This window comes from Tessaracoccus pujii (assembly GCF_054483895.1).
The window spans coordinates 275,069-291,881 of sequence record NZ_CM137012.1 but is presented as its reverse complement, the minus strand read 5'-3'; the positions used below and the strand labels follow the sequence as shown (position 1 = coordinate 291,881).

The 16,813-nt window shown below is 69.0% G+C and carries 17 protein-coding genes; 13 read left to right on the top strand and 4 right to left on the bottom strand.

All coding sequences use genetic code 11. The annotated features are described in order from the left end of the window. The first annotated feature begins 21 nt into the window (after positions 1–21). On the top strand, positions 22–1,254 hold the full coding sequence (locus ACX1D0_RS01355; RefSeq protein WP_459019120.1) for a phospholipase D-like domain-containing protein: 1,233 nt from the start codon (positions 22–24) through the stop codon (positions 1,252–1,254). Here the strand turns inward: ACX1D0_RS01355 and ACX1D0_RS01350 are convergent, their stop codons facing one another. Then, entirely contained in the window at positions 1,255–1,596 is a 342-nt protein-coding gene (locus ACX1D0_RS01350) for a hypothetical protein (RefSeq protein WP_459019119.1), read from the bottom strand. A 107-nt stretch (positions 1,597–1,703) separates the two neighbouring features. On the opposite strand from ACX1D0_RS01350, the gene ACX1D0_RS01345 reads away from it, so the two are divergent. Next, positions 1,704–1,967: a GlsB/YeaQ/YmgE family stress response membrane protein gene (locus ACX1D0_RS01345; RefSeq protein ID WP_459019118.1), complete on the top strand. Its 264-nt coding sequence runs from the start codon at positions 1,704–1,706 to the stop codon at positions 1,965–1,967. Between the two features lie 74 nt (positions 1,968–2,041). Here the strand turns inward: ACX1D0_RS01345 and ACX1D0_RS01340 are convergent, their stop codons facing one another. Together ACX1D0_RS01340 and ACX1D0_RS01335 are read right to left on the bottom strand one after the other, a co-directional pair. Then, positions 2,042–2,698 (bottom strand): response regulator, encoded by a 657-nt coding sequence (locus tag ACX1D0_RS01340; RefSeq protein ID WP_459019117.1) that lies wholly within the window; start codon positions 2,696–2,698, stop codon positions 2,042–2,044. After that, on the bottom strand, positions 2,695–3,951 hold the full coding sequence (locus tag ACX1D0_RS01335; RefSeq protein WP_459019116.1) for an ATP-binding protein: 1,257 nt from the start codon (positions 3,949–3,951) through the stop codon (positions 2,695–2,697). Before ACX1D0_RS01335 ends, ACX1D0_RS01340 begins: the two co-directional genes overlap by 4 nt. 136 nt (positions 3,952–4,087) lie before the next feature. On the opposite strand from ACX1D0_RS01335, the gene ACX1D0_RS01330 reads away from it, so the two are divergent. The 3 genes from ACX1D0_RS01330 to ACX1D0_RS01320 are packed head-to-tail and all read left to right on the top strand — an operon-like array spanning position 4,088 to position 5,669. Beyond that, a complete protein-coding gene (locus tag ACX1D0_RS01330) occupies positions 4,088–5,206 on the top strand; it encodes a PspC domain-containing protein (RefSeq protein WP_459019115.1) in 1,119 nt (372 codons plus the stop codon). Beyond that, positions 5,203–5,400, top strand: a complete 198-nt coding sequence (locus ACX1D0_RS01325) for a hypothetical protein (RefSeq protein WP_459019114.1) — start codon at positions 5,203–5,205, stop codon at positions 5,398–5,400. Before ACX1D0_RS01330 ends, ACX1D0_RS01325 begins: the two co-directional genes overlap by 4 nt. Further along, the gene (locus ACX1D0_RS01320) at positions 5,397–5,669 is read left to right on the top strand and encodes a PspC domain-containing protein (protein ID WP_459019113.1); all 273 of its coding nucleotides are present in this window, start codon (positions 5,397–5,399) and stop codon (positions 5,667–5,669) included. The genes ACX1D0_RS01325 and ACX1D0_RS01320 overlap by 4 nt, the downstream gene beginning before the upstream one ends. Positions 5,670–5,679: 10 nt before the next feature. Here the strand turns inward: ACX1D0_RS01320 and guaA are convergent, their stop codons facing one another. Continuing rightward, positions 5,680–7,233, bottom strand: a complete 1,554-nt coding sequence (gene guaA / locus ACX1D0_RS01315; RefSeq protein ID WP_459019112.1) for a glutamine-hydrolyzing GMP synthase — start codon at positions 7,231–7,233, stop codon at positions 5,680–5,682. Positions 7,234–7,316: 83 nt separating this feature from the next. Here guaA and cysK point away from each other — a divergent pair, with 83 nt between their 5' ends. From cysK to ACX1D0_RS01275, 8 genes are all read left to right on the top strand, one after another. Next, positions 7,317–8,246 carry a cysteine synthase A gene (cysK, locus tag ACX1D0_RS01310; protein WP_459019111.1) on the top strand — a complete coding sequence of 310 codons (930 nt, stop codon included), beginning with the start codon at positions 7,317–7,319 and terminating at the stop codon, positions 8,244–8,246. A gap of 71 nt (positions 8,247–8,317) precedes the next feature. Beyond that, positions 8,318–9,151, top strand: coding sequence for an NAD-dependent epimerase/dehydratase family protein (locus tag ACX1D0_RS01305; protein ID WP_459019110.1), 834 nt, complete (start codon positions 8,318–8,320; stop codon positions 9,149–9,151). Positions 9,152–9,293: 142 nt separating this feature from the next. Next, positions 9,294–10,298 carry a LacI family DNA-binding transcriptional regulator gene (locus ACX1D0_RS01300; protein WP_459019109.1) on the top strand — a complete coding sequence of 335 codons (1,005 nt, stop codon included), beginning with the start codon at positions 9,294–9,296 and terminating at the stop codon, positions 10,296–10,298. Between the two features lie 17 nt (positions 10,299–10,315). Then, positions 10,316–11,593: a sugar ABC transporter substrate-binding protein gene (locus ACX1D0_RS01295; protein ID WP_459019108.1), complete on the top strand. Its 1,278-nt coding sequence runs from the start codon at positions 10,316–10,318 to the stop codon at positions 11,591–11,593. A 2-nt stretch (positions 11,594–11,595) separates the two neighbouring features. Then, entirely contained in the window at positions 11,596–12,519 is a 924-nt protein-coding gene (locus ACX1D0_RS01290) for a carbohydrate ABC transporter permease (protein ID WP_459019107.1), read from the top strand. Then, positions 12,519–13,340, top strand: a complete 822-nt coding sequence (locus tag ACX1D0_RS01285) for a carbohydrate ABC transporter permease (protein WP_459019106.1) — start codon at positions 12,519–12,521, stop codon at positions 13,338–13,340. The genes ACX1D0_RS01290 and ACX1D0_RS01285 overlap by 1 nt, the downstream gene beginning before the upstream one ends. Positions 13,341–13,371: 31 nt before the next feature. Continuing rightward, the gene (locus ACX1D0_RS01280; protein WP_459019105.1) at positions 13,372–14,889 is read left to right on the top strand and encodes a glucoamylase family protein; all 1,518 of its coding nucleotides are present in this window, start codon (positions 13,372–13,374) and stop codon (positions 14,887–14,889) included. Positions 14,890–14,891: 2 nt separating this feature from the next. Then, positions 14,892–16,808, top strand: a complete 1,917-nt coding sequence (locus ACX1D0_RS01275; RefSeq protein WP_459019104.1) for a glycoside hydrolase family 3 protein — start codon at positions 14,892–14,894, stop codon at positions 16,806–16,808. Positions 16,809–16,813: the final 5 nt, after the last annotated feature.

Below are 16,813 nucleotides of genomic sequence, written 5' to 3'. Positions count from 1 at the left end.
CACGCCGATATGCTGACGCGCATGCGTGACTCTTTCGCACGGGGCCGGGCCATCCTCGGCCGCCTCACCACGGCCGTGCTGCTGCTCCAGATCCTCTCCATGGTGGCCCTGACCCTCGTGGAATCACTGCGGAAGAAGAAGCGCAGGCTGCGTAAGTTCCCCATCACGAAGCCCGAGCCCATCCACGTCGACGGCGACGAGATCACGGTCTACACCTACGGCGAACACGTCTACGACGCGATGATCGAGGCCATCGACGTGGCCGAGGATCACATCTACTTCGAGACGTTCATCTGGAAGGGCGATGCCGAGGGCGTGCGCTTCCGCGATGCGCTCGCGCGGGCGGCCCGTCGTGGTGTGCGAGTGCACGCGGTCTGGGACGAGTTCGCGAACCTCGTCGTGCCGCGCAGCTTCTACCGGGCGATCCCGGACACTGTCAACACGATGCCGCATCCGGCGTTCCCCCAGCCGTGGTCGCCGCGGAGCTGGGGCCGCGACCACCGCAAGCTGCTCACCGTCGACGGCAGGGTCGGCTTCATCGGGGGCTACAACATCGGCTCCCTGTACGCGACGGGTTGGCGCGACACCCACGCGCGGGTCGTCGGCGAGGGGGTGGCCGAGTTGGAGAACGCGTTCATCGACTTCTGGAACATGCACCCCAGCAAGGTGCGCGACCGGATCGAGGACAACCCCCAGCGGGAGTGGGAGCCAACCTTCCGCGTGCACCGCAACACCCCACGCATCCAGGTCTACCCGATCCGCAACATGTATCTCGAGGCGATCGACCGTGCGAGCCATCACATCTGGCTGACCCACGCCTACCTCATCCCCGACGACGACCTGGTGGGCGCGCTGCGCGACGCGGTGCGGCGCGGGGTGGACGTGCGCATCATCGTGCCGGCACGCTCCAACCACGTGGTGGCGGACTGGTTGTCCCGAGGCTTCTACACAGAACTGTTGCACTCGGGGATCCGCCTGTTCCTGTACCAGGGCGCCATGGTGCACTCCAAGACCGCCACCATCGACGGCCAGTGGTCGACGATCGGCACCGCGAACCTCGACCGGCTCAGCCTGTTGGGCAACTACGAGGTCAACGTGGAGATCACCGACGAGGCGGTGGCCGCCTACATGGAGGAGGTGTTCCTCACCGACGAGTCCAACTGCATCGAGGTGAGCGAACAGCGCTGGAGCGAGCGGTCCCTCGTCGCGAAGGCCACGGAACTGTTCCTCAGCCCGTGGCGTCCGCTGTTCTGATCAGACGAATACCGCGACGGCCGCGTTGACGAACGTGAGCCCGAAGATGCCCCAGAACTGGGCGTCGGACAGGGCCCGCTTCCGGCGGTTCACGAACACGAGCGCCGCGATGACCACGACGACGGCCAGCTTGATGCCCACCTTCACCTGGTTGACGTCAGCGTCACCCATCTCCGCTATCCCGACGAGCAGCAGCCCGGTGACCAGTTGGGTGAGCACGCCGTGCACCATGGCCGCGTTCACCGAGCGGCCGGGGCCCTTGATCTGCACGAATGCACCGCCGAACAATGCGGCGAATCCGACGAAGTGTAGGAGGAGCAGCAGATCTCGAAGAATGTCCATGTGGTGAGGCTAGCGCCACTCCCAGGGTCAGCCGAAAATGGCGCACTGCGCGCACGACACGGCGTGCCGGGTTGTCCATAGCCCCCTACATAGGGCATGCTGGACATATGGGAACAATCATCGCATACATCGTCATCGGTCTTATCGGCGGGGCCATCGCTAAGGCGATCCTGCCTGGACGCCAGGGCGGAGGGTGGGTCGTCACCATCCTGCTCGGCATCGCCGGCGCCCTCCTGGGCGGTTTCCTCGGAGGCCTGATCTTCAACGTCTCGTACTCGGAGATCTTCTCCGTGTCGGGCCTGATCTTCTCCGTCCTGGGCGCGCTCCTCATTCTCGTCATCTACGGTTTCGTCACCAAGAACAAGGTCTGAGCCTCGTAGCACGAAACGCACTGTCCGAAAGGGCGGTACCGGAGTTCCGGTACCGCCCTTTCGTTTTCCCACTCTCAGATCAGATGACGATCGGTGGCCCATTTAGTCAATTGATGCCGATTGGACAATTGCAGTTTGCGCAACACGGACGACACGTGCGTCTCAACCGTCTTGATCGAGATGAACAGCTCCCGGGCCACCTCCTTGTAGGAGTAGCCACGGGCGATCAGCTTCATCACCTCGCGTTCCCTGAGGCTCAGCCTGTCGAGCTCCTCGTCGATGCTGGACACATCGACCGCTCCTGAAAAGGCATCCAGCACGAATCCGGCGAGCCGCGGCGAGAACACGGCATCCCCGGCCGCGACCCGCGCCATCCCCTCGAGGAGTTCGTCCGAGGAGATGGACTTGGTCACATAGCCCCTGGCCCCGGCCCGGATCACGCCTATGACGTCCTGCGCGGCGTCCGAGACCGACAGCGCCAGGAACTTGACCTGAGGCTTCAGCGGAAGCACCTGCCTGATCACCTCGGCGCCGCCGCCACCGGGAAGGTGCACGTCGAGGAGCACCACATCCGGCTCCGTCCCCACGATGGCCGCGACAGCCGTGCCCACGTCCTCACCCTCACCCACCACCTCGCAGTGCTGGCCGATCTCGTGGCGCACCCCTGCGCGGAACATGGCGTGGTCGTCGACGATCACCACCCGCAGGAGACCTGCGCGGTCCTGGCTCATACCCCGATCTCCATCTTCACCTCTGTGCCCTGCCCCGGCCCGGAACGGACGGTGGCGCTACCCCCGTAGCGCTCCATGCGGGCCCGGATCGATTCTCGCACGCCCCTCCGGTCCTCAGGAACCGCACCGACGTCGAATCCCATGCCGCGGTCACGGACGAACACCTCGACGCCTCCCGCGTCCACCTCGGCGTAGACGTCCACCCGCGGCGCGCCGGAATGCTTGGCGGCATTGGTCACCGCCTCCCCGACTGCGAGGATCAGCGCCTCCACGCGGTCGTCGACCTCGGCGTCGCCCACACACACGAGTTCCACGTCGACGGCGAAGTCCGCCTCCACCTCGGCCACCAGGTCCCGCAGGGCCGACCGCAGCGACGAGGCCCTCGTCGACTCCCCGTACAGCCACGTGCGCAGCTCCCGCTCCTGCCGCCGGGCCAGACCAGCCACAGTGGCGGCGTCGTCGGCCTGCCGCTGGATGAGGGCCAACGTCTGGAGGACCGAATCGTGCAGGTGGGCCGCCATGTCCGCGCGCGCCTCCGCGCGCAGACGCTCCGCGTCCGCCTGGCGGAGGCGGTTGCGCTGCTGATACAGCCACGGCGCCGCCACCACGAGCAGCCCAGCCAGCAGCACGCCGGAGGCGCCCAGAACGCCGGGGAGCTGGGACAGCCCGACCTGTGTGGCGAGGATCCAACTCGTGCCGGCCCCCACCAGCGCCAGGCCGCCCACGAGCCTGACCACGCTCATGGCCCCACCTCCGCGCGTGACGCGGGTCCAGAGGCCCATTCGCCCGCCCCGCTCCCGCGGCGCCACCCTCTCATCCACCTGTAGCCAGATCACGATGACCCCGACGCCACCGACCACCATGGGCCAGAACAGCCCCGTGGGGATGACTCCCCCGGAGACGAAGAGCCACAGCAGCCCCACCACGAGCATTCCGCCGGCGATGAGGACGCCCGAGTCCGCGGCCGCGAGGTCCTCGGCCCGCTGTGGGCGCATGCCGCTGCGGCTGGCTGCGGCCAGCCCCGTCGGCTCCGCGTCGGCCGCGCCCCGGGGCATCAGCACCCACAGTGCCCCGTAGGCGAGCACCCCGGCGCCGGAGAACAACGCCATCACGAGGAAGCCCAGCCGCACATGCGACACCTTGACGCCCAGGTGGGCCGCCAGGCCGGTGGCCACGCCGGCGATGACCTTGCCCTCGGCCTGCCGCCGCAGCGGCGCGCGCGCGGGCGCGATCGGGACCGGCAGCTCTGTCATGTCCCCCAGCCTGACACGCGGGCGCGGACCAGGCCAGCGCCAGGGATGCTTTCCAGGGTTGCCGCAGCCACAACTCAGGTGTCCCTCAGGGGGTCACCCGATATCCGACGGGCCGCGGTCACGGGAGACTGGGGGCATGTCCACGGAACTTGATCTCGGCTGGCTCGATCCGAGCCTCGGCGCGCTGCAGCGCCAGGAGGCCGGCGGCGGGTCCGGCCTCTGCCGCGCGGTCGCGGCCAGGATGGGCGTCGACGTGGTGCTGGTCAGGGTGGCCATCGCGCTGCTCGCGCTGAGCGGCGGCCTCGGTGTGGCGCTGTACGCGTGGGGCACTGTCCTCTCACGCGGATCCTCCGGAGTCCGGCCCATCGACTCCATGCTTCCCGCGTTCGGCCGATGGAGCCCGATGGCCCAGAAGGCCGTCGTGATCCTCACCTCGCTGGCCGCGGTCAGCCTGATCAGCCAGGTGACGCCACTGCCCTGGGGTCCTGGCGTGGTCCTGATGGCCCTGTTCGTCCTGGCTCGGCGCGGCCGGCTCGGCGGCGGCTGGGCCCCGCCCACGCCGTCGGATCGACGCCAGGAGGGGACCGTCGCCGCATCCGACGAGGACCTCGTGGCCCACTGGCGTTCGACGATGCAGGCTGCGGCCGGCGCGGGCCGTGGACCCGAACTCCTTCCCGTCGTCGATCTCTATGCCCCCGCCCCCGTGGCGGCGCACGCCCCAGGGCCGCGCGCCAGGCCCGCGTGGCTTGCCGGCGCCGGGATCCTCACGGTGCTGATCGCCACCGGTGCCCTCGTGGCAGTCCTCCTCGGTAGCCCCCGTCTGGCGCTGGGCCTCGCCCTCGCGGCGGCCGGCGCACTGGTGGTCGTGCACGCCGTGGCCACCCGGCGGCGGAGGGTGCCGCGCCCGCTACTGGCGGTGCTCGTGGTCGCGATGGTGGCCGCCGGTTGGCTCGCACCGCGTGCGGCCGCCCCCACCGCCGTCCCCCCCGTCGACTCGGCAGTGATGGTCATCGAAGCCATCGGCGAGGAGCGAGTGGTGGACCTGCGCGACAGCGACCTGTCCGGTGTGGAGCACATCAGGATCGAGGTGGCGGCCTCTGACCTGACGGTGCTCCTGCCAGGGAGCCCGCTGTCGGTGACCTCCGGGGAGTTACTCAGTGACGTCAACGTCTACGGCACCGGCGCGGAACCCCTGGAGCTCACGGTCACCATTGACGCCCTGCTCTCCCGCGTCACACTGGAGGAGACACGATGAACCGTCCACCGCTCGATCTGGCCGCCCTGGCCGTCGGCCTCGCCGCCGTCGGCTTCGGGGTCGTGCTGATCGTCTCGCCGAGCCTCTCGGCGCCCTTTGTCCAACCGATCCTCGCCGTCATCCTCGTGGCCGCAGGCGCGATCGGTCTCCTCTCCTCCCGCGGCCGCACGAATTCCCGAAAGGAACTTCCATGAAGCTCACCCGTCCCAGTACCGGCGCCATGATCGGCGGCGTCTGCGCCGGCATCGCGCGCTACCTCAACCTTGACGTGACCATCGTCCGGATCGCCTTCGTCCTCATCGCCGTCTTCGGCGGCAGCGGCATCCTGGCCTACCTCGTCCTGTGGGCCGTCATGCCGCGCGACGAGGGTGGCTCGCTGGCCGAAGAGGGCTTCGACAAGGCGCGCGCCTGGGTGGACAGCCGCAAGGCCAACGACCCTCAGCAGCCGCCGTACGACATCTGAGCCGCGTGGCTCACTCCCACTCGATGGTGCCCGGCGGCTTGCTCGTGATGTCCACCACCACGCGGTTGATGTGCGCGCACTCGTTGGTGATCCGGGAGGAGATCTTCTCCAGCACCTCATAGGGGAGCCGTGCCCAGTCCGCCGTCATGGCGTCGTCTGAGACCACGGGGCGCAGGACGATGGGATGGCCGTACGTGCGGCCGTCCCCCTGCACACCCACGGACCGGACGTCCGCCAGAAGGACCACCGGGAACTGCCAGATCGCCCGCTCGAGCTTCGCCACCGCCAGCTCGTGGCGGGCGATCGCGTCTGCCTGGCGGAGGATGGTGAGCCGCTCCTCCGTCACCTCGCCGATGATGCGGATGGCCAGGCCGGGACCCGGGAACGGGTGCCGCCACACCATCTCATCCGGAAGGCCGAGCTGCGCACCCACGGCGCGCACCTCGTCCTTGAACATCTGGCGCAGCGGCTCGATCAGGGTGAACTGCAGGTCGTCGGGCAGACCCCCGACATTGTGGTGGCTCTTGATGTTGGCGGTGCCCTCGCCGCCACCGGACTCCACCACGTCCGGGTACAGGGTGCCCTGGACGAGGAAGTCGATCCCCCGCTCACCGGCCAGTTCCCGTGCCGTCGCCTCGAAGGTGCGGATGAACTCGCGACCGATGATCTTGCGCTTCTCCTCCGGATCCGTCACGCCGGCGAGCGCGCCGAGGAACCGCTCCCGCTCGTCGGCCACCACGAGGTCCACACCCGTGGCCGCGACGAAGTCCTCCTTGACCTGCGTGGCCTCCCCCTCACGCAGCAGCCCGTGATCGACGAAGACGCACGTGAGCTGTGAGCCGATGGCCTGTTGGACCAACGCCGCCGCGACAGCCGAGTCCACGCCCCCGGACAGGGCGCACAGGACGTGCCGGTCCCCCACCGTGGCGCGGACGGCGTCGATGGCCTCGGTCACCATGTTCTCGGCGGTCCAGTCCGGGGTGAGGCCGGCGATGTTGAACAGGAAGTGCTCCAGCACCTGCTGGCCCCACTGCGAATGCATGACCTCGGGGTGCCACTGCACGCCGGCCAGCTTGCGGGTGAGATCCTCGAACGCCGCGACCGGCGCGCCCGCGGTGCGGGCGAGGACCCGGAAGCCCTTGGGCGCGCGGCTGACCGAGTCCCCGTGACTCATCCACACGTTGAGCGTGTTCGGCAGGCTTCCGAGGAGGCAGCCGCCGTCGTGGATCGACAGCGACGTGCGGCCGTACTCGCGCTGCCCCGTCTTGGCGACGGTGCCGCCGAGCGCCTGCGCCATCACCTGGAACCCGTAACAGATTCCCAGCACCGGGATGCCGGCCTCGAGGAGCCGGGCGTCGAGCTGCGGCGCGCCCTCCTCGTAGACCGACGACGGGCCGCCGGACAGGATGATCGCGGCGGGGCGCCGGGCCAGGATGGCGTCGGCGTCGAGCGCGGAGCTGACGATCTCGGAGTAGACGGAGGCTTCGCGGACGCGGCGCGCAATGAGCTGCGCGTACTGGGCACCGAAGTCGACGACGAGAACCTTCTCGTGCTGGGCAGTCATGCGCCCGAGTCTATTGCCTCGTCGCCGCCGATCAGTTTCGCCGTCCCGGGAATAACCCGGACCGGGGACAGGTTGGCGACGACATGAACATTTACCCTGACGTGACGGCCCTCATCGGGCGCACGCCCCTCGTGAAGCTCAACCGCATCGCCGGCGACAACGCGACCGTCCTGGCCAAGCTGGAGTTCTACAACCCGGCCAACTCGGTCAAGGACCGCATCGGCGTCTCCATCATCGACGCGGCCGAGGCCTCCGGCCAGCTGCAGCCCGGCGGCACCATCGTCGAGGGCACCTCGGGCAACACCGGCATCGCGCTGGCGATGGTGGGCGCGGCCCGCGGCTACAAGGTGGTGTTGACCATGCCGGAGACGATGTCCCTCGAACGCCGCGCGCTGCTCAGGGCCTACGGCGCCGAGCTGGTGCTGACCCCCGGCCCGCAGGGCATGCGCGGCGCCGTCGAGAAGGCTGAGGAGATCGCGGCGGAGCGTGGCGGGGTGCTCGCGCGTCAGTTCGCGAACCCCGCCAACGTCGAGATCCACCGCACCACCACCGCCGAGGAGATCTGGAACGACACCGACGGCACCGTCGACATCGTGGTGGCGGGCGTCGGCACCGGAGGCACCATCACCGGCGTCGGCCAGGTGCTCAAGGAGCGCAAGCCCGAGGTGAAGATCGTGGCCGTGGAGCCGCAGGAGTCACCCATCCTGTCGGGTGGCCAGCCCGGCCCGCACAAGATCCAGGGCATCGGCGCCAACTTCGTGCCCGAGATCCTGGACCGCTCCGTCATCGACGAGGTGCTCCCCCGCAACATCGACCAGGCCGTCGAGTTCGCGCGCCGCGCCGCCCAGGAGGAGGGCCTCCTCGTGGGCCTGTCGTCCGGCGCCGCGCTGTCCGCGGCCATCGAGGTCGCGGCGAGGCCGGAGAGCGCCGGCAAGACGATCGTGGTGATCATCCCGTCGTTCGGCGAGCGCTACCTGTCCACCGTCCTGTTCGAGGGCCTGCTGGAGAAGTGACCTGACGATGCCGCAGGGGGCACCCTCCACGGGGCGCCCCCTGCGGCATCGGCCGTCCTAGACTGATGGTCATGCGTATCGTCATCACCGGGGCCTCGGGCAAAGCCGGCCAGGCCACCCTCCGCCACTTCGTCGCCACCAACCACGAGATCGTCGGCACCGACGTCGCCGCCCGGCCCGAGTGGTACACCGGGAAGTTCTACCGCGCGGACCTCACGCAGTTCGGCGAGGCCATGGACGTGCTCGCGGGGGCGGACGCCGTGATCCACCTCGCCAACATCCCGGCAGACTGGATCCACACCGATTCGCACACTCTCAACGCCAACACGCTGATGAACAACAACGTGTTCATCGCCGCGTGGAAGCTCGGACTCAAGCGCGTCGTCTACGCCTCCAGCGAGACCACGCTGGGGCTCCCGTTCGACGAGGTCAACTACGTGCCCGTCGACGAGGACCACTACCCGCTGCCCAACTCCACCTATTCGCTGTCGAAGGTGATGACGGAGACCATGGCCGAGCAGGTGTCGCGGTGGGCCGGCATCCCGTTCATCGGCCTGCGGTTGTCCAACATCTTCACCGTCGAGGACTACCGGCAGCAGCCGGCCTTCGCCAAGGACCCCGAGGCCCGGCGATGGAACCTGTTCGGCTACATCGATGCGCGCGACGTGGCGCAGTCCTGCGAGGACGCCCTGCATGCCAGCCTGTCGGGCGCACACGCGTTCGTCATCGCGGCGGACGACACCATCCTGGACGTTCCCACGCGTGAGGCGCTGGAGCAGATCCATCCGGGGATGGAGGTCCCGGAGTCGGTCTCCGAGTACGGCACGCTGCTGAGCAACCGCGCCGCCAAGGACCAGATGGGGTTCACCCCGCGGCACTCCTGGCGCGACGAGGTGCGGGGCTGAGCATCAGGCCCGGGTGACGACGCCCGCGGCCCCTCTCGGTACCGTCCCCTTTCACAACAGTTTGGTAAAGCGCTTGCGCATGACCCTGACCGAGGCGTAACGTCGTTTGTGCAAGCGCTTGCGCATACGACGAGGAGGACGGGTGCCAACGATCTATGAGGTCGCCAAGGAGGCGGGCGTCTCCATCTCGACGGTGTCGCGCGCCCTCCGCGACGACCCCCGCATCTCGGAACTCACCCGGGTGCGCGTCCGGGAGGCGGCGGAGTCGTTGGACTACCTTCCGAGCGCCGCGGCGCAGAGCCTCGCGGGCACGTCGGTGCGCTCACTGGGCATGGTCCTCCCCCACGTCAAAGGCACCTACTATGCCGAGCTGGCCGTAGGCTTCGAGCGGCGCGCCAGCGAGTTGGATTGCTCCGCGGTCCTGCTCCTCGTCGGCCCGGATGCGAACCAGCGCCCGGCCGTGCGCCGGCTCGCGGCGCAGGTGGACGGCCTGGCGTTCATGGCCCGCAGCGCCGCCACCGACGACCTCGTCGCCGAGGTCGCGAAGCGGAAGCCGACGGTCACCGTCGCACGCACCCAGCTCCTGGGCCTGCCGGCCATCTACGCCGAGTCCGAGGGCTCGGCGGCCGCGCTCACCCGCCACCTCGTCGAGCTCGGACGCACGCGCTTCGCGTTCATCGGGCCCATCGATCACGGCTCCGACATCGCTGCCCGCTACCGCGGCTTCGCCCGGGCCCTCACCGAAGCGGGTCTCCCCGTGCCCCCGGCCATCGAGACCGAGCTCGACGAGGAGTCGGGCCACCGGCTCGCCCAGGAGCTCAGCGCATCAGGCATGCCGTACGACGCACTCGTCTGCGGCAACGACGAGATCGCCGTCGCCCTGGTGTACGAACTGCAGGAGCGCGGCATCGACGTGCCCGGATCGGTCTCCGTGATCGGCTGGGACGACATCCGCGTCTCCCGCTACCTGCGCCCCGGGCTGACCACCGTCCGCCAGCCCGTCGCCGAACTCGGCGCCACCGCCGCCGAGCACCTCACGAAGTTGCTGTCGGGAACACCGGTGCCGGACCTCACCGCCCTTCCCACGTCCCTGGTGCACCGCACGTCGTGTGGCTGCTCCAAGCGCAATCCCCTGCCCATCCACTAGAGGAAACGAGAACGACCATGAAGATCAGAAGCAGTGTCGCACTGACACTCACCGCGCTGCTGGCCGTGGCCGGCCTGAGCGCCTGTGGACGCGACGCCGACACCGGCACCCCCGTCGACAGCGAGGAAGCCCCCGAGGTTTCGGAAGGAGCCGCGACGGGCAGCCTCGACGTCTGGGCCATGGGCGCGGAGGGCGAGAAGCTCCCACAGCTGGTGGAGATGTTCAAGCAGGAGAACCCCGACGTCGACATCCGGGTCACGCCGGTGCCCTGGGACTCCGCCCACGACAAGTTCACCGCCTCCATCGCCGCCGGCACCGCGCCCGACGTGGCGCAGGTCGGCACCACCTGGATGGGCGAGTTCGTCGGCCTCGACGCGCTCGACCCCACGCCTGACCTCATCGACGCCAGCAAGTTCTTCGAGGGCGCGCAGGAGACCACCGTCGTCGACGACGTCTCCTACGCCGTCCCGTGGTACGTCGAGACCCGCCTCGTCTACTACCGCACCGACCTCGCCGAGGCCGCCGGCATCACCGAGCCCCCCACCGACTGGGAGGGCCTGAAGGACATGGCGAAGAAGATGCAGGACGCGGGCGCCACCTGGGGCATCGCGCTGCAGCCCGGCGGCACCGGCTCCTGGCAGACCGTACTGCCCCTGATCTGGTCCAACGGCGGCCAGATCACCAACGAGGACGGCACCGAGTTCACCTTCGACACCGAGGAGAACGCCGAGGCGCTGGCGTACTACCAGTCCTTCTTCACCGACGGCATCGCCAACGATGCCCCCACCGAGGGCACCACCGAGTCCGACTTCGTCTCCGGCGCCGTCCCGATGTTCATTTCCGGGCCCTGGATGATGGCGGCCGTGGAGGACGTCGGCGGCGAGGGCTTCGCCGACAAGTACGACGTCATGACGATGCCCGAGGCCGAGATGAGCGCCTCGTTCATCGGCGGCTCCAACCTCGCCGTGTTCAAGAACACGGACAACCGCGACGCGGCGTGGAAGTTCGTCGACTTCCTGACCCAGGAGCAGACGCAGGTGGAGTGGTTCAAGCTCAGCACCGACCTCCCGTCGGTGCAGTCCGCATGGGACTCCGACGAACTGTCCGCGGACGAGCAGCTCGCCAAGTTCGGCACGCAGCTCGAGACCGCCTACGCCCCGCCGTCGATCCAGACGTGGGAGCAGATCGCGGACTCGTTCGACGCGCAGGTGGAGCAGGTGACCAAGACCGGTACCGATCCAGCCGAAGCCCTGGCCGCGGTGCAGCAGGAGGCCACCTCCATCGGTATGGGCTGACCATGTCCACCGTGGCCGCCAGCCCGGACCTGAAGCCTCGCAAGCGCTCCCGACGGAGCGCGAGCGAGGCCCGGGCCGGCATGATCCTCGCCCTGCCGTTCGTCCTCCTGTTCTCGGTGTTCACGGCGTGGCCGGTGCTGCAGTCGATGTTCATGAGCTTCACCGACACCCGGATCAACGACATCAGGACGCCGTTCGCGGTGAACTTCGTCGGCTTCGAGAACTACGCCCGCGCGCTGGGCGACGCCGTCTACCAGAAGGCGGTCCTGAACACGGCGGTCTTCGTCATCGTCGGCGTCCCGCTCACCATCGGCGTCGCCCTGGCGCTCGCGGTGGCCCTGGACAAGGGCATCACGAAGTTCCGCGGTCTCTTCCGGGTCGGCTTCTACACGCCCGTGATCACGAGCATCGTCGCCGTCGCCGTCGTGTGGCGGTTCCTGCTCCAGCCCGACAGCGGGCTGGTCAACACGGTGCTCGGGTGGGTGGGGATCGACGGCCCCAACTGGCTGGGCGACACCCGCACCTCGCTGCTGTCGCTCATCATCATGGCCACCTGGCGCAACTTCGGCACGGCCATGATCATCTTCCTCGCCGGTCTGCAGGCCGTGCCGTGGAGCCTGCACGAGGCCGCCGCCATCGACGGCGCCAACTCCTGGCAGCGGTTCTGGTTCATCACGCTGCCGATCCTCCGCCCGACCCTGCTGTTCGTCATGGTCACCACCACGATCGGCTACCTGCAGTTCTTCGAGGAGCCGTTCGTGATGACCGACGGAGGCCCGCTCAACAGCACGATCTCCGCGTCGATGTACACCTACATGCAGTTCGGGTTCGGCAACTACGGCGTCGCCGGCGCGATGGCGTACCTGACGTTCGTCGTGATCGTCATCGTCACACTCATCCAATTCCGAGTGACAAGGGAGAAGTGATGACCAGATCACGCTCGATGTGGGTGCTCTACATCATCCTGGGCATCCTGCTCGTCATCGTCATCATGCCGTTCATCTGGATGATCCTCGGCAGCCTGAAGACGCAGGGCGAACTGCTGCGCGTGCCCCCGAACTTCCTGCCGGACGCCCCGACGCTCAACAACTTCGAGCGTCTGTTCGACCGGTTGTCGTTCGGCCGCTACTTCTTCAACTCCACGGTGGTCGCCGTCGTGGTCACCGGATCCAACATCATCTTCTGCTCGATGCTCGGCTACGCGCTCGCGCACCTGAACTTCCCGGGCAAACGGATCATCTTCGCCGCCGTGCTCGGGACGCTGATGATCCCCGGCCTCGTCACCTTCATCCCGCAGTTCGTGCTCGTGGTGAACATGGGCCTGGGCAACACCATCCCCGCGCTGTTCCTGCCGTTCCTGGTCGGCCCGTTCGGGGTGTTCCTGATGCGGCAGTTCTTCCTGGGCATGCCCAAGGACATTCTCGAGGCCGGGCGCCTCGACGGCGCCAGCGAGCTCGGGATCTTCTTCCGCCTGTTCCTGCCCCTCGCCGGGCCTGCCCTGGCGACGCTCGGGATCCTCACGTTCCTCGCCTCGTGGAACAACTTCCTCTGGCCGCTCGTGGTCGCCTCGACAGAAGAGACCTACACGCTGCCCGTCGCCCTCGCGCTGGTCTCCACCGGCCAGAACCAGACCGACTACGGGCTTCTACTTGCCGGCGCAAGCGTCGTCGTCCTGCCCATCCTGCTGGTCTTCCTGTTCTTCCAGCGATTCATCATCGAGGGCATCGCCACCACCGGAATCAAGTGACCCACCACACTCCGACAGGAGCAATACTGAAATGACCAACCTGAAACGACGAACTCTGCTCGGCACCGCCGCCGGCGCCGGCGCCCTCGCGGCGGTCGGATCCCAGGCCTTCGCCAATCCCGGCCTCGGCCGCCCCGTCGACCATGACGGGACCCTGCTCACCTGGGCGCGCGACACCTGGCACTCGCTCGTCGCCATGACCGACCCCGACACGGGCCTCGTGGCCGACAACATCGACGGCGACCTCGCCAATCGCAGCGGCTACACGTCGCCGACCAACATCGGCGGCCTGCTGTGGAGCACGATCGTCGCTCGCGACCTGCGCATCATCAATCCCGGCGAGGCCCGCACCATCATCAGCCGCACCCTGCGCACCCTGCAGCGCATGGAGCGCCACGACGCCAGCGGCATGTACTTCAACTGGTACGACGAGGCCAACGGCGATGTGCTGCGCGTCTGGCCGGAGGACGGCAACCGCGTGGTGCCGTTCGTGTCGAGCGTGGACATGGGCTGGCTGGGGGCCGCGCTCTACGTCGTCGCCCAGGCCGACCCGTCCAACCGGAAGGTCGCGCTCGAGCTGTTCAACGCCATGCGTTGGGACATCTTCTACGACAAGGACTTCCGGGCCCCGGCCGGCGCCAACTACGGCGGCTTCTGGATCGAGAACCCCGAGCGGCCCGGCACCGCCCTGCTGCCCCCGACGATCGGCGAGGGCCCGGACCTCTGGTACCACGTCCAGCACCACTACGACACCGCGGTGTCCGAGGCGCGGATGGTCAACTACCTGGGCATCTTCCGCGGCCAGATCCCGCCGGTGGCGTACTTCGGCACGTTCCGGACGTTCCCCCCGGACTGGGACTGGCCGGAGATGCCGCCCGTCGGGGAGTGGCGCGAGTACCTGGGGTTCCCCGTCTACGAGGGCGCCTACACCTATCGCGGCTTCCGGGTGGTGCCCGGCTGGGGGGGCTCGATGTTCGAGGAGCTCATGCCGGACATCTTCGTCCCCGAGGCGGAGTGGGGCCCCAGGAGTTGGGGCCGCAACCACCCGCTGCACGTCCGTGCGCAGCGTGAACACGGCCTCGACGACGCCCAGTACGGCTACTGGGGCTTCTCGCCATCGTCGAACCCGGCCGGCGGCTACCGCGAGTACGGCGTCGACGCGCTCGGCATGAACCCCGAGGGCTATTTCTCGGACCAGGAGCGCACCGACTACCGCTGGGACAACCCGCCGACCACCTACGGCGACGGGGTCGTCACCCCGCACGCCGCGTTCCTCGGCATGATGTACGAGCGCGACGAGGCGGCCCAGAACCTGCGCAACCTGCAGGCCGACTTCGATGCCTACGGCCCGGGCGGTTTCTACGACGCCGTCGCGGTCCGCAGCGGCCAGGTGGCGAGGCGCCACCTGTCGCTGGACCAGTCGATGATCATGGGCGCGCTCGGCAACGTGCTGCTCGACGGCGGGTTGCGTCGCTGGTTCGCCACCGCCGAGGTGGAGCAACAGCTGCGCCCGCTACTGGCCCTCGAGGAGTTCAACGCAGGCGAATGACGATGACGCGAGCCGAGTTCCTCACCTCCGACGGCGTCACGTTCCGTGACCTCAACCACAACGGCCGCCTCGACCCCTTCGAGGACCCGCGGCTGAGCGTCACCGAAAGGGTCGACGACCTGCTCCCCCGGCTGTCGCCGGAGGAACTGGCCGGGCTCATGTTCCACACGGTGATCGAGGCCGGGACCGACGGGCAGCTGCTCGAAGGCCCCGGCCGGATCTCCAAGTCCGGGAGCCGGGACGTCGTGGTCGGGAAGCGGATGAACCACCTCAACGTGCACGCCCTCGCGAGCGCACGGAACGCGGCGGCCTGGGCCAACCGGCTGCAGGAGCTGGCGCGCGAGACGCCGCACTCCATCCCTGTCACCATCTCCACCGACCCCCGGCACGGTGCCGCCGAGAACGCGGGCACGAGCTGGGCCTCGACCTTCTTCTCCCAGTGGCCCGACCCCATGGGGCTCGCCGCACTGGGCGACGTCGGCCTGGTCCTCACGTTCGCCGACATCGTGCGCCGCGAGTACGTCGCCGTCGGCATCCGCGCCGCGCTGCACCCTACGGCCGATCTCGCCACCGAGCCCCGCTGGGCGCGCCAGCGGGAAACCTTCGGGCATGACCACGCGCTCGTCGCGCGCCTCACCGAGGCCGCCGTCGCCGGGCTGCAGGGCGACGAGCTCGGGCCCGGGTCGGTGAGCGCCACCACCAAGCATTTCCCCGGCGCCGGGCCGCAGGCCGACGGCGAGGACGCCCACTTCCCCTACGGCCGCGACCAGGTGTACCCCGGCGGGCGGTTCGACGATCACCTGCGGCCCTTCAGGGCCGCCATCGCGGCGCGGACCGCGGCGATCATGCCGTACTACGGGCGCCCCGTGGGACTCGACCTCGGGACGGGGCCGATCGCCGAGGTGGGCTTCGGCTACAACAAGCAGATCCTCACCGGCCTGCTGCGCGAGCGCCTCGGCTATCAGGGCGTGATCCTGAGCGACTGGGAGCTCGTCAACGACAACCTCGTCGGCGACCAGGTGCTGCCCGCACGCGCCTGGGGCGTGGAGCACCTGAACCCCGAGCAGCGCATGGTCAAGCTCCTCGACGCGGGCATCGACCAGTTCGGCGGCGAGGAGTGCGTCGACCTGCTGGTCGCGCTCGTCGAGGAGGGACGCGTCTCGCGTTCCCGGCTGGAGGAGTCAGCCCGGCGGCTGCTCCGCGTGAAGTTCCAGCTGGGACTGTTCGACGACCCGTACGTCGACGAGGACGCGGCCGACCGGCTGGTCGGCACGCCGGAGGCGATGGAGCTCGGGTTCCGCACGCAGGCGCGGTCGGTCGTCGTGCTGACCGCACGGTCCGTGAGGAGCGAAGAGGCCCCCTCTCGAAGGACCGATTCCAGCTCCCTGAGGAACGACGAAGCAGCGTCAAGGCCCACCCTCCCCCTGCGCCCCGGCACCCGCGTCTGGCTGGAGGGCATCAATCCCGAGGCGATCAGCGGAGGCCTGATCGTCGTCGACCGCCCGGAGGACGCCGACGTGGCGCTCGTCCGCCTCGACGCCCCGTTCGAGCCGCGCGACGACCTCTTCCTCGAGGCCTCGTTCCACCAGGGCAGCCTCGACTTCCCGCCCGGGCTGAAGCACCGCCTCGCCCGCCTGCCCTGCCCCCTCATCATCGACGTCAAGGCCGACCGCCCCGCGGTGCTCGCTCCGCTGCTGGACGTGGCCTCGGCGCTGACCGTCACGTTCGGCGTGAGCGACGCCGCATGGGTGCACGCCGTCACCGGTCAGGTGCCTCCGGAGGGCCGGCTCCCGATCGGGTTCCCACGCTCCATGGACGCGGTGCGCGCCTCCATGCCGGATGTCGCGGGCGACCCCGACCCGCTCTTCCCGGCCGGCCACCGCGCCGCCGTGCCCGCCGACCCCGATTCCCCGAGGTGATCCCC

Bases quoted from the DNA above. Each gene is read 5' to 3' on its own strand.
- ACX1D0_RS01275 (WP_459019104.1), top strand. From the start codon at position 14,892: ATGACGCGAGCCGAGTTCCTCACCTCCGACGGCGTCACGTTCCGTGAC.
- ACX1D0_RS01290 (WP_459019107.1), top strand. From the start codon at position 11,596: ATGTCCACCGTGGCCGCCAGCCCGGACCTGAAGCCTCGCAAGCGCTCC.
- ACX1D0_RS01320 (WP_459019113.1), top strand. From the start codon at position 5,397: ATGAAGCTCACCCGTCCCAGTACCGGCGCCATGATCGGCGGCGTCTGC.
- ACX1D0_RS01285 (WP_459019106.1), top strand. From the start codon at position 12,519: ATGACCAGATCACGCTCGATGTGGGTGCTCTACATCATCCTGGGCATC.
- ACX1D0_RS01340 (WP_459019117.1), bottom strand. From the start codon at position 2,698: ATGAGCCAGGACCGCGCAGGTCTCCTGCGGGTGGTGATCGTCGACGAC.
- ACX1D0_RS01305 (WP_459019110.1), top strand. From the start codon at position 8,318: ATGCGTATCGTCATCACCGGGGCCTCGGGCAAAGCCGGCCAGGCCACC.
- ACX1D0_RS01295 (WP_459019108.1), top strand. From the start codon at position 10,316: ATGAAGATCAGAAGCAGTGTCGCACTGACACTCACCGCGCTGCTGGCC.
- cysK (WP_459019111.1), top strand. From the start codon at position 7,317: ATGAACATTTACCCTGACGTGACGGCCCTCATCGGGCGCACGCCCCTC.
- ACX1D0_RS01355 (WP_459019120.1), top strand. From the start codon at position 22: ATGCGTGACTCTTTCGCACGGGGCCGGGCCATCCTCGGCCGCCTCACC.
- guaA (WP_459019112.1), bottom strand. From the start codon at position 7,233: ATGACTGCCCAGCACGAGAAGGTTCTCGTCGTCGACTTCGGTGCCCAG.
- ACX1D0_RS01280 (WP_459019105.1), top strand. From the start codon at position 13,372: ATGACCAACCTGAAACGACGAACTCTGCTCGGCACCGCCGCCGGCGCC.
- ACX1D0_RS01335 (WP_459019116.1), bottom strand. From the start codon at position 3,951: ATGACAGAGCTGCCGGTCCCGATCGCGCCCGCGCGCGCGCCGCTGCGG.
- ACX1D0_RS01330 (WP_459019115.1), top strand. From the start codon at position 4,088: ATGTCCACGGAACTTGATCTCGGCTGGCTCGATCCGAGCCTCGGCGCG.
- ACX1D0_RS01345 (WP_459019118.1), top strand. From the start codon at position 1,704: ATGGGAACAATCATCGCATACATCGTCATCGGTCTTATCGGCGGGGCC.
- ACX1D0_RS01325 (WP_459019114.1), top strand. From the start codon at position 5,203: ATGAACCGTCCACCGCTCGATCTGGCCGCCCTGGCCGTCGGCCTCGCC.
- ACX1D0_RS01350 (WP_459019119.1), bottom strand. From the start codon at position 1,596: ATGGACATTCTTCGAGATCTGCTGCTCCTCCTACACTTCGTCGGATTC.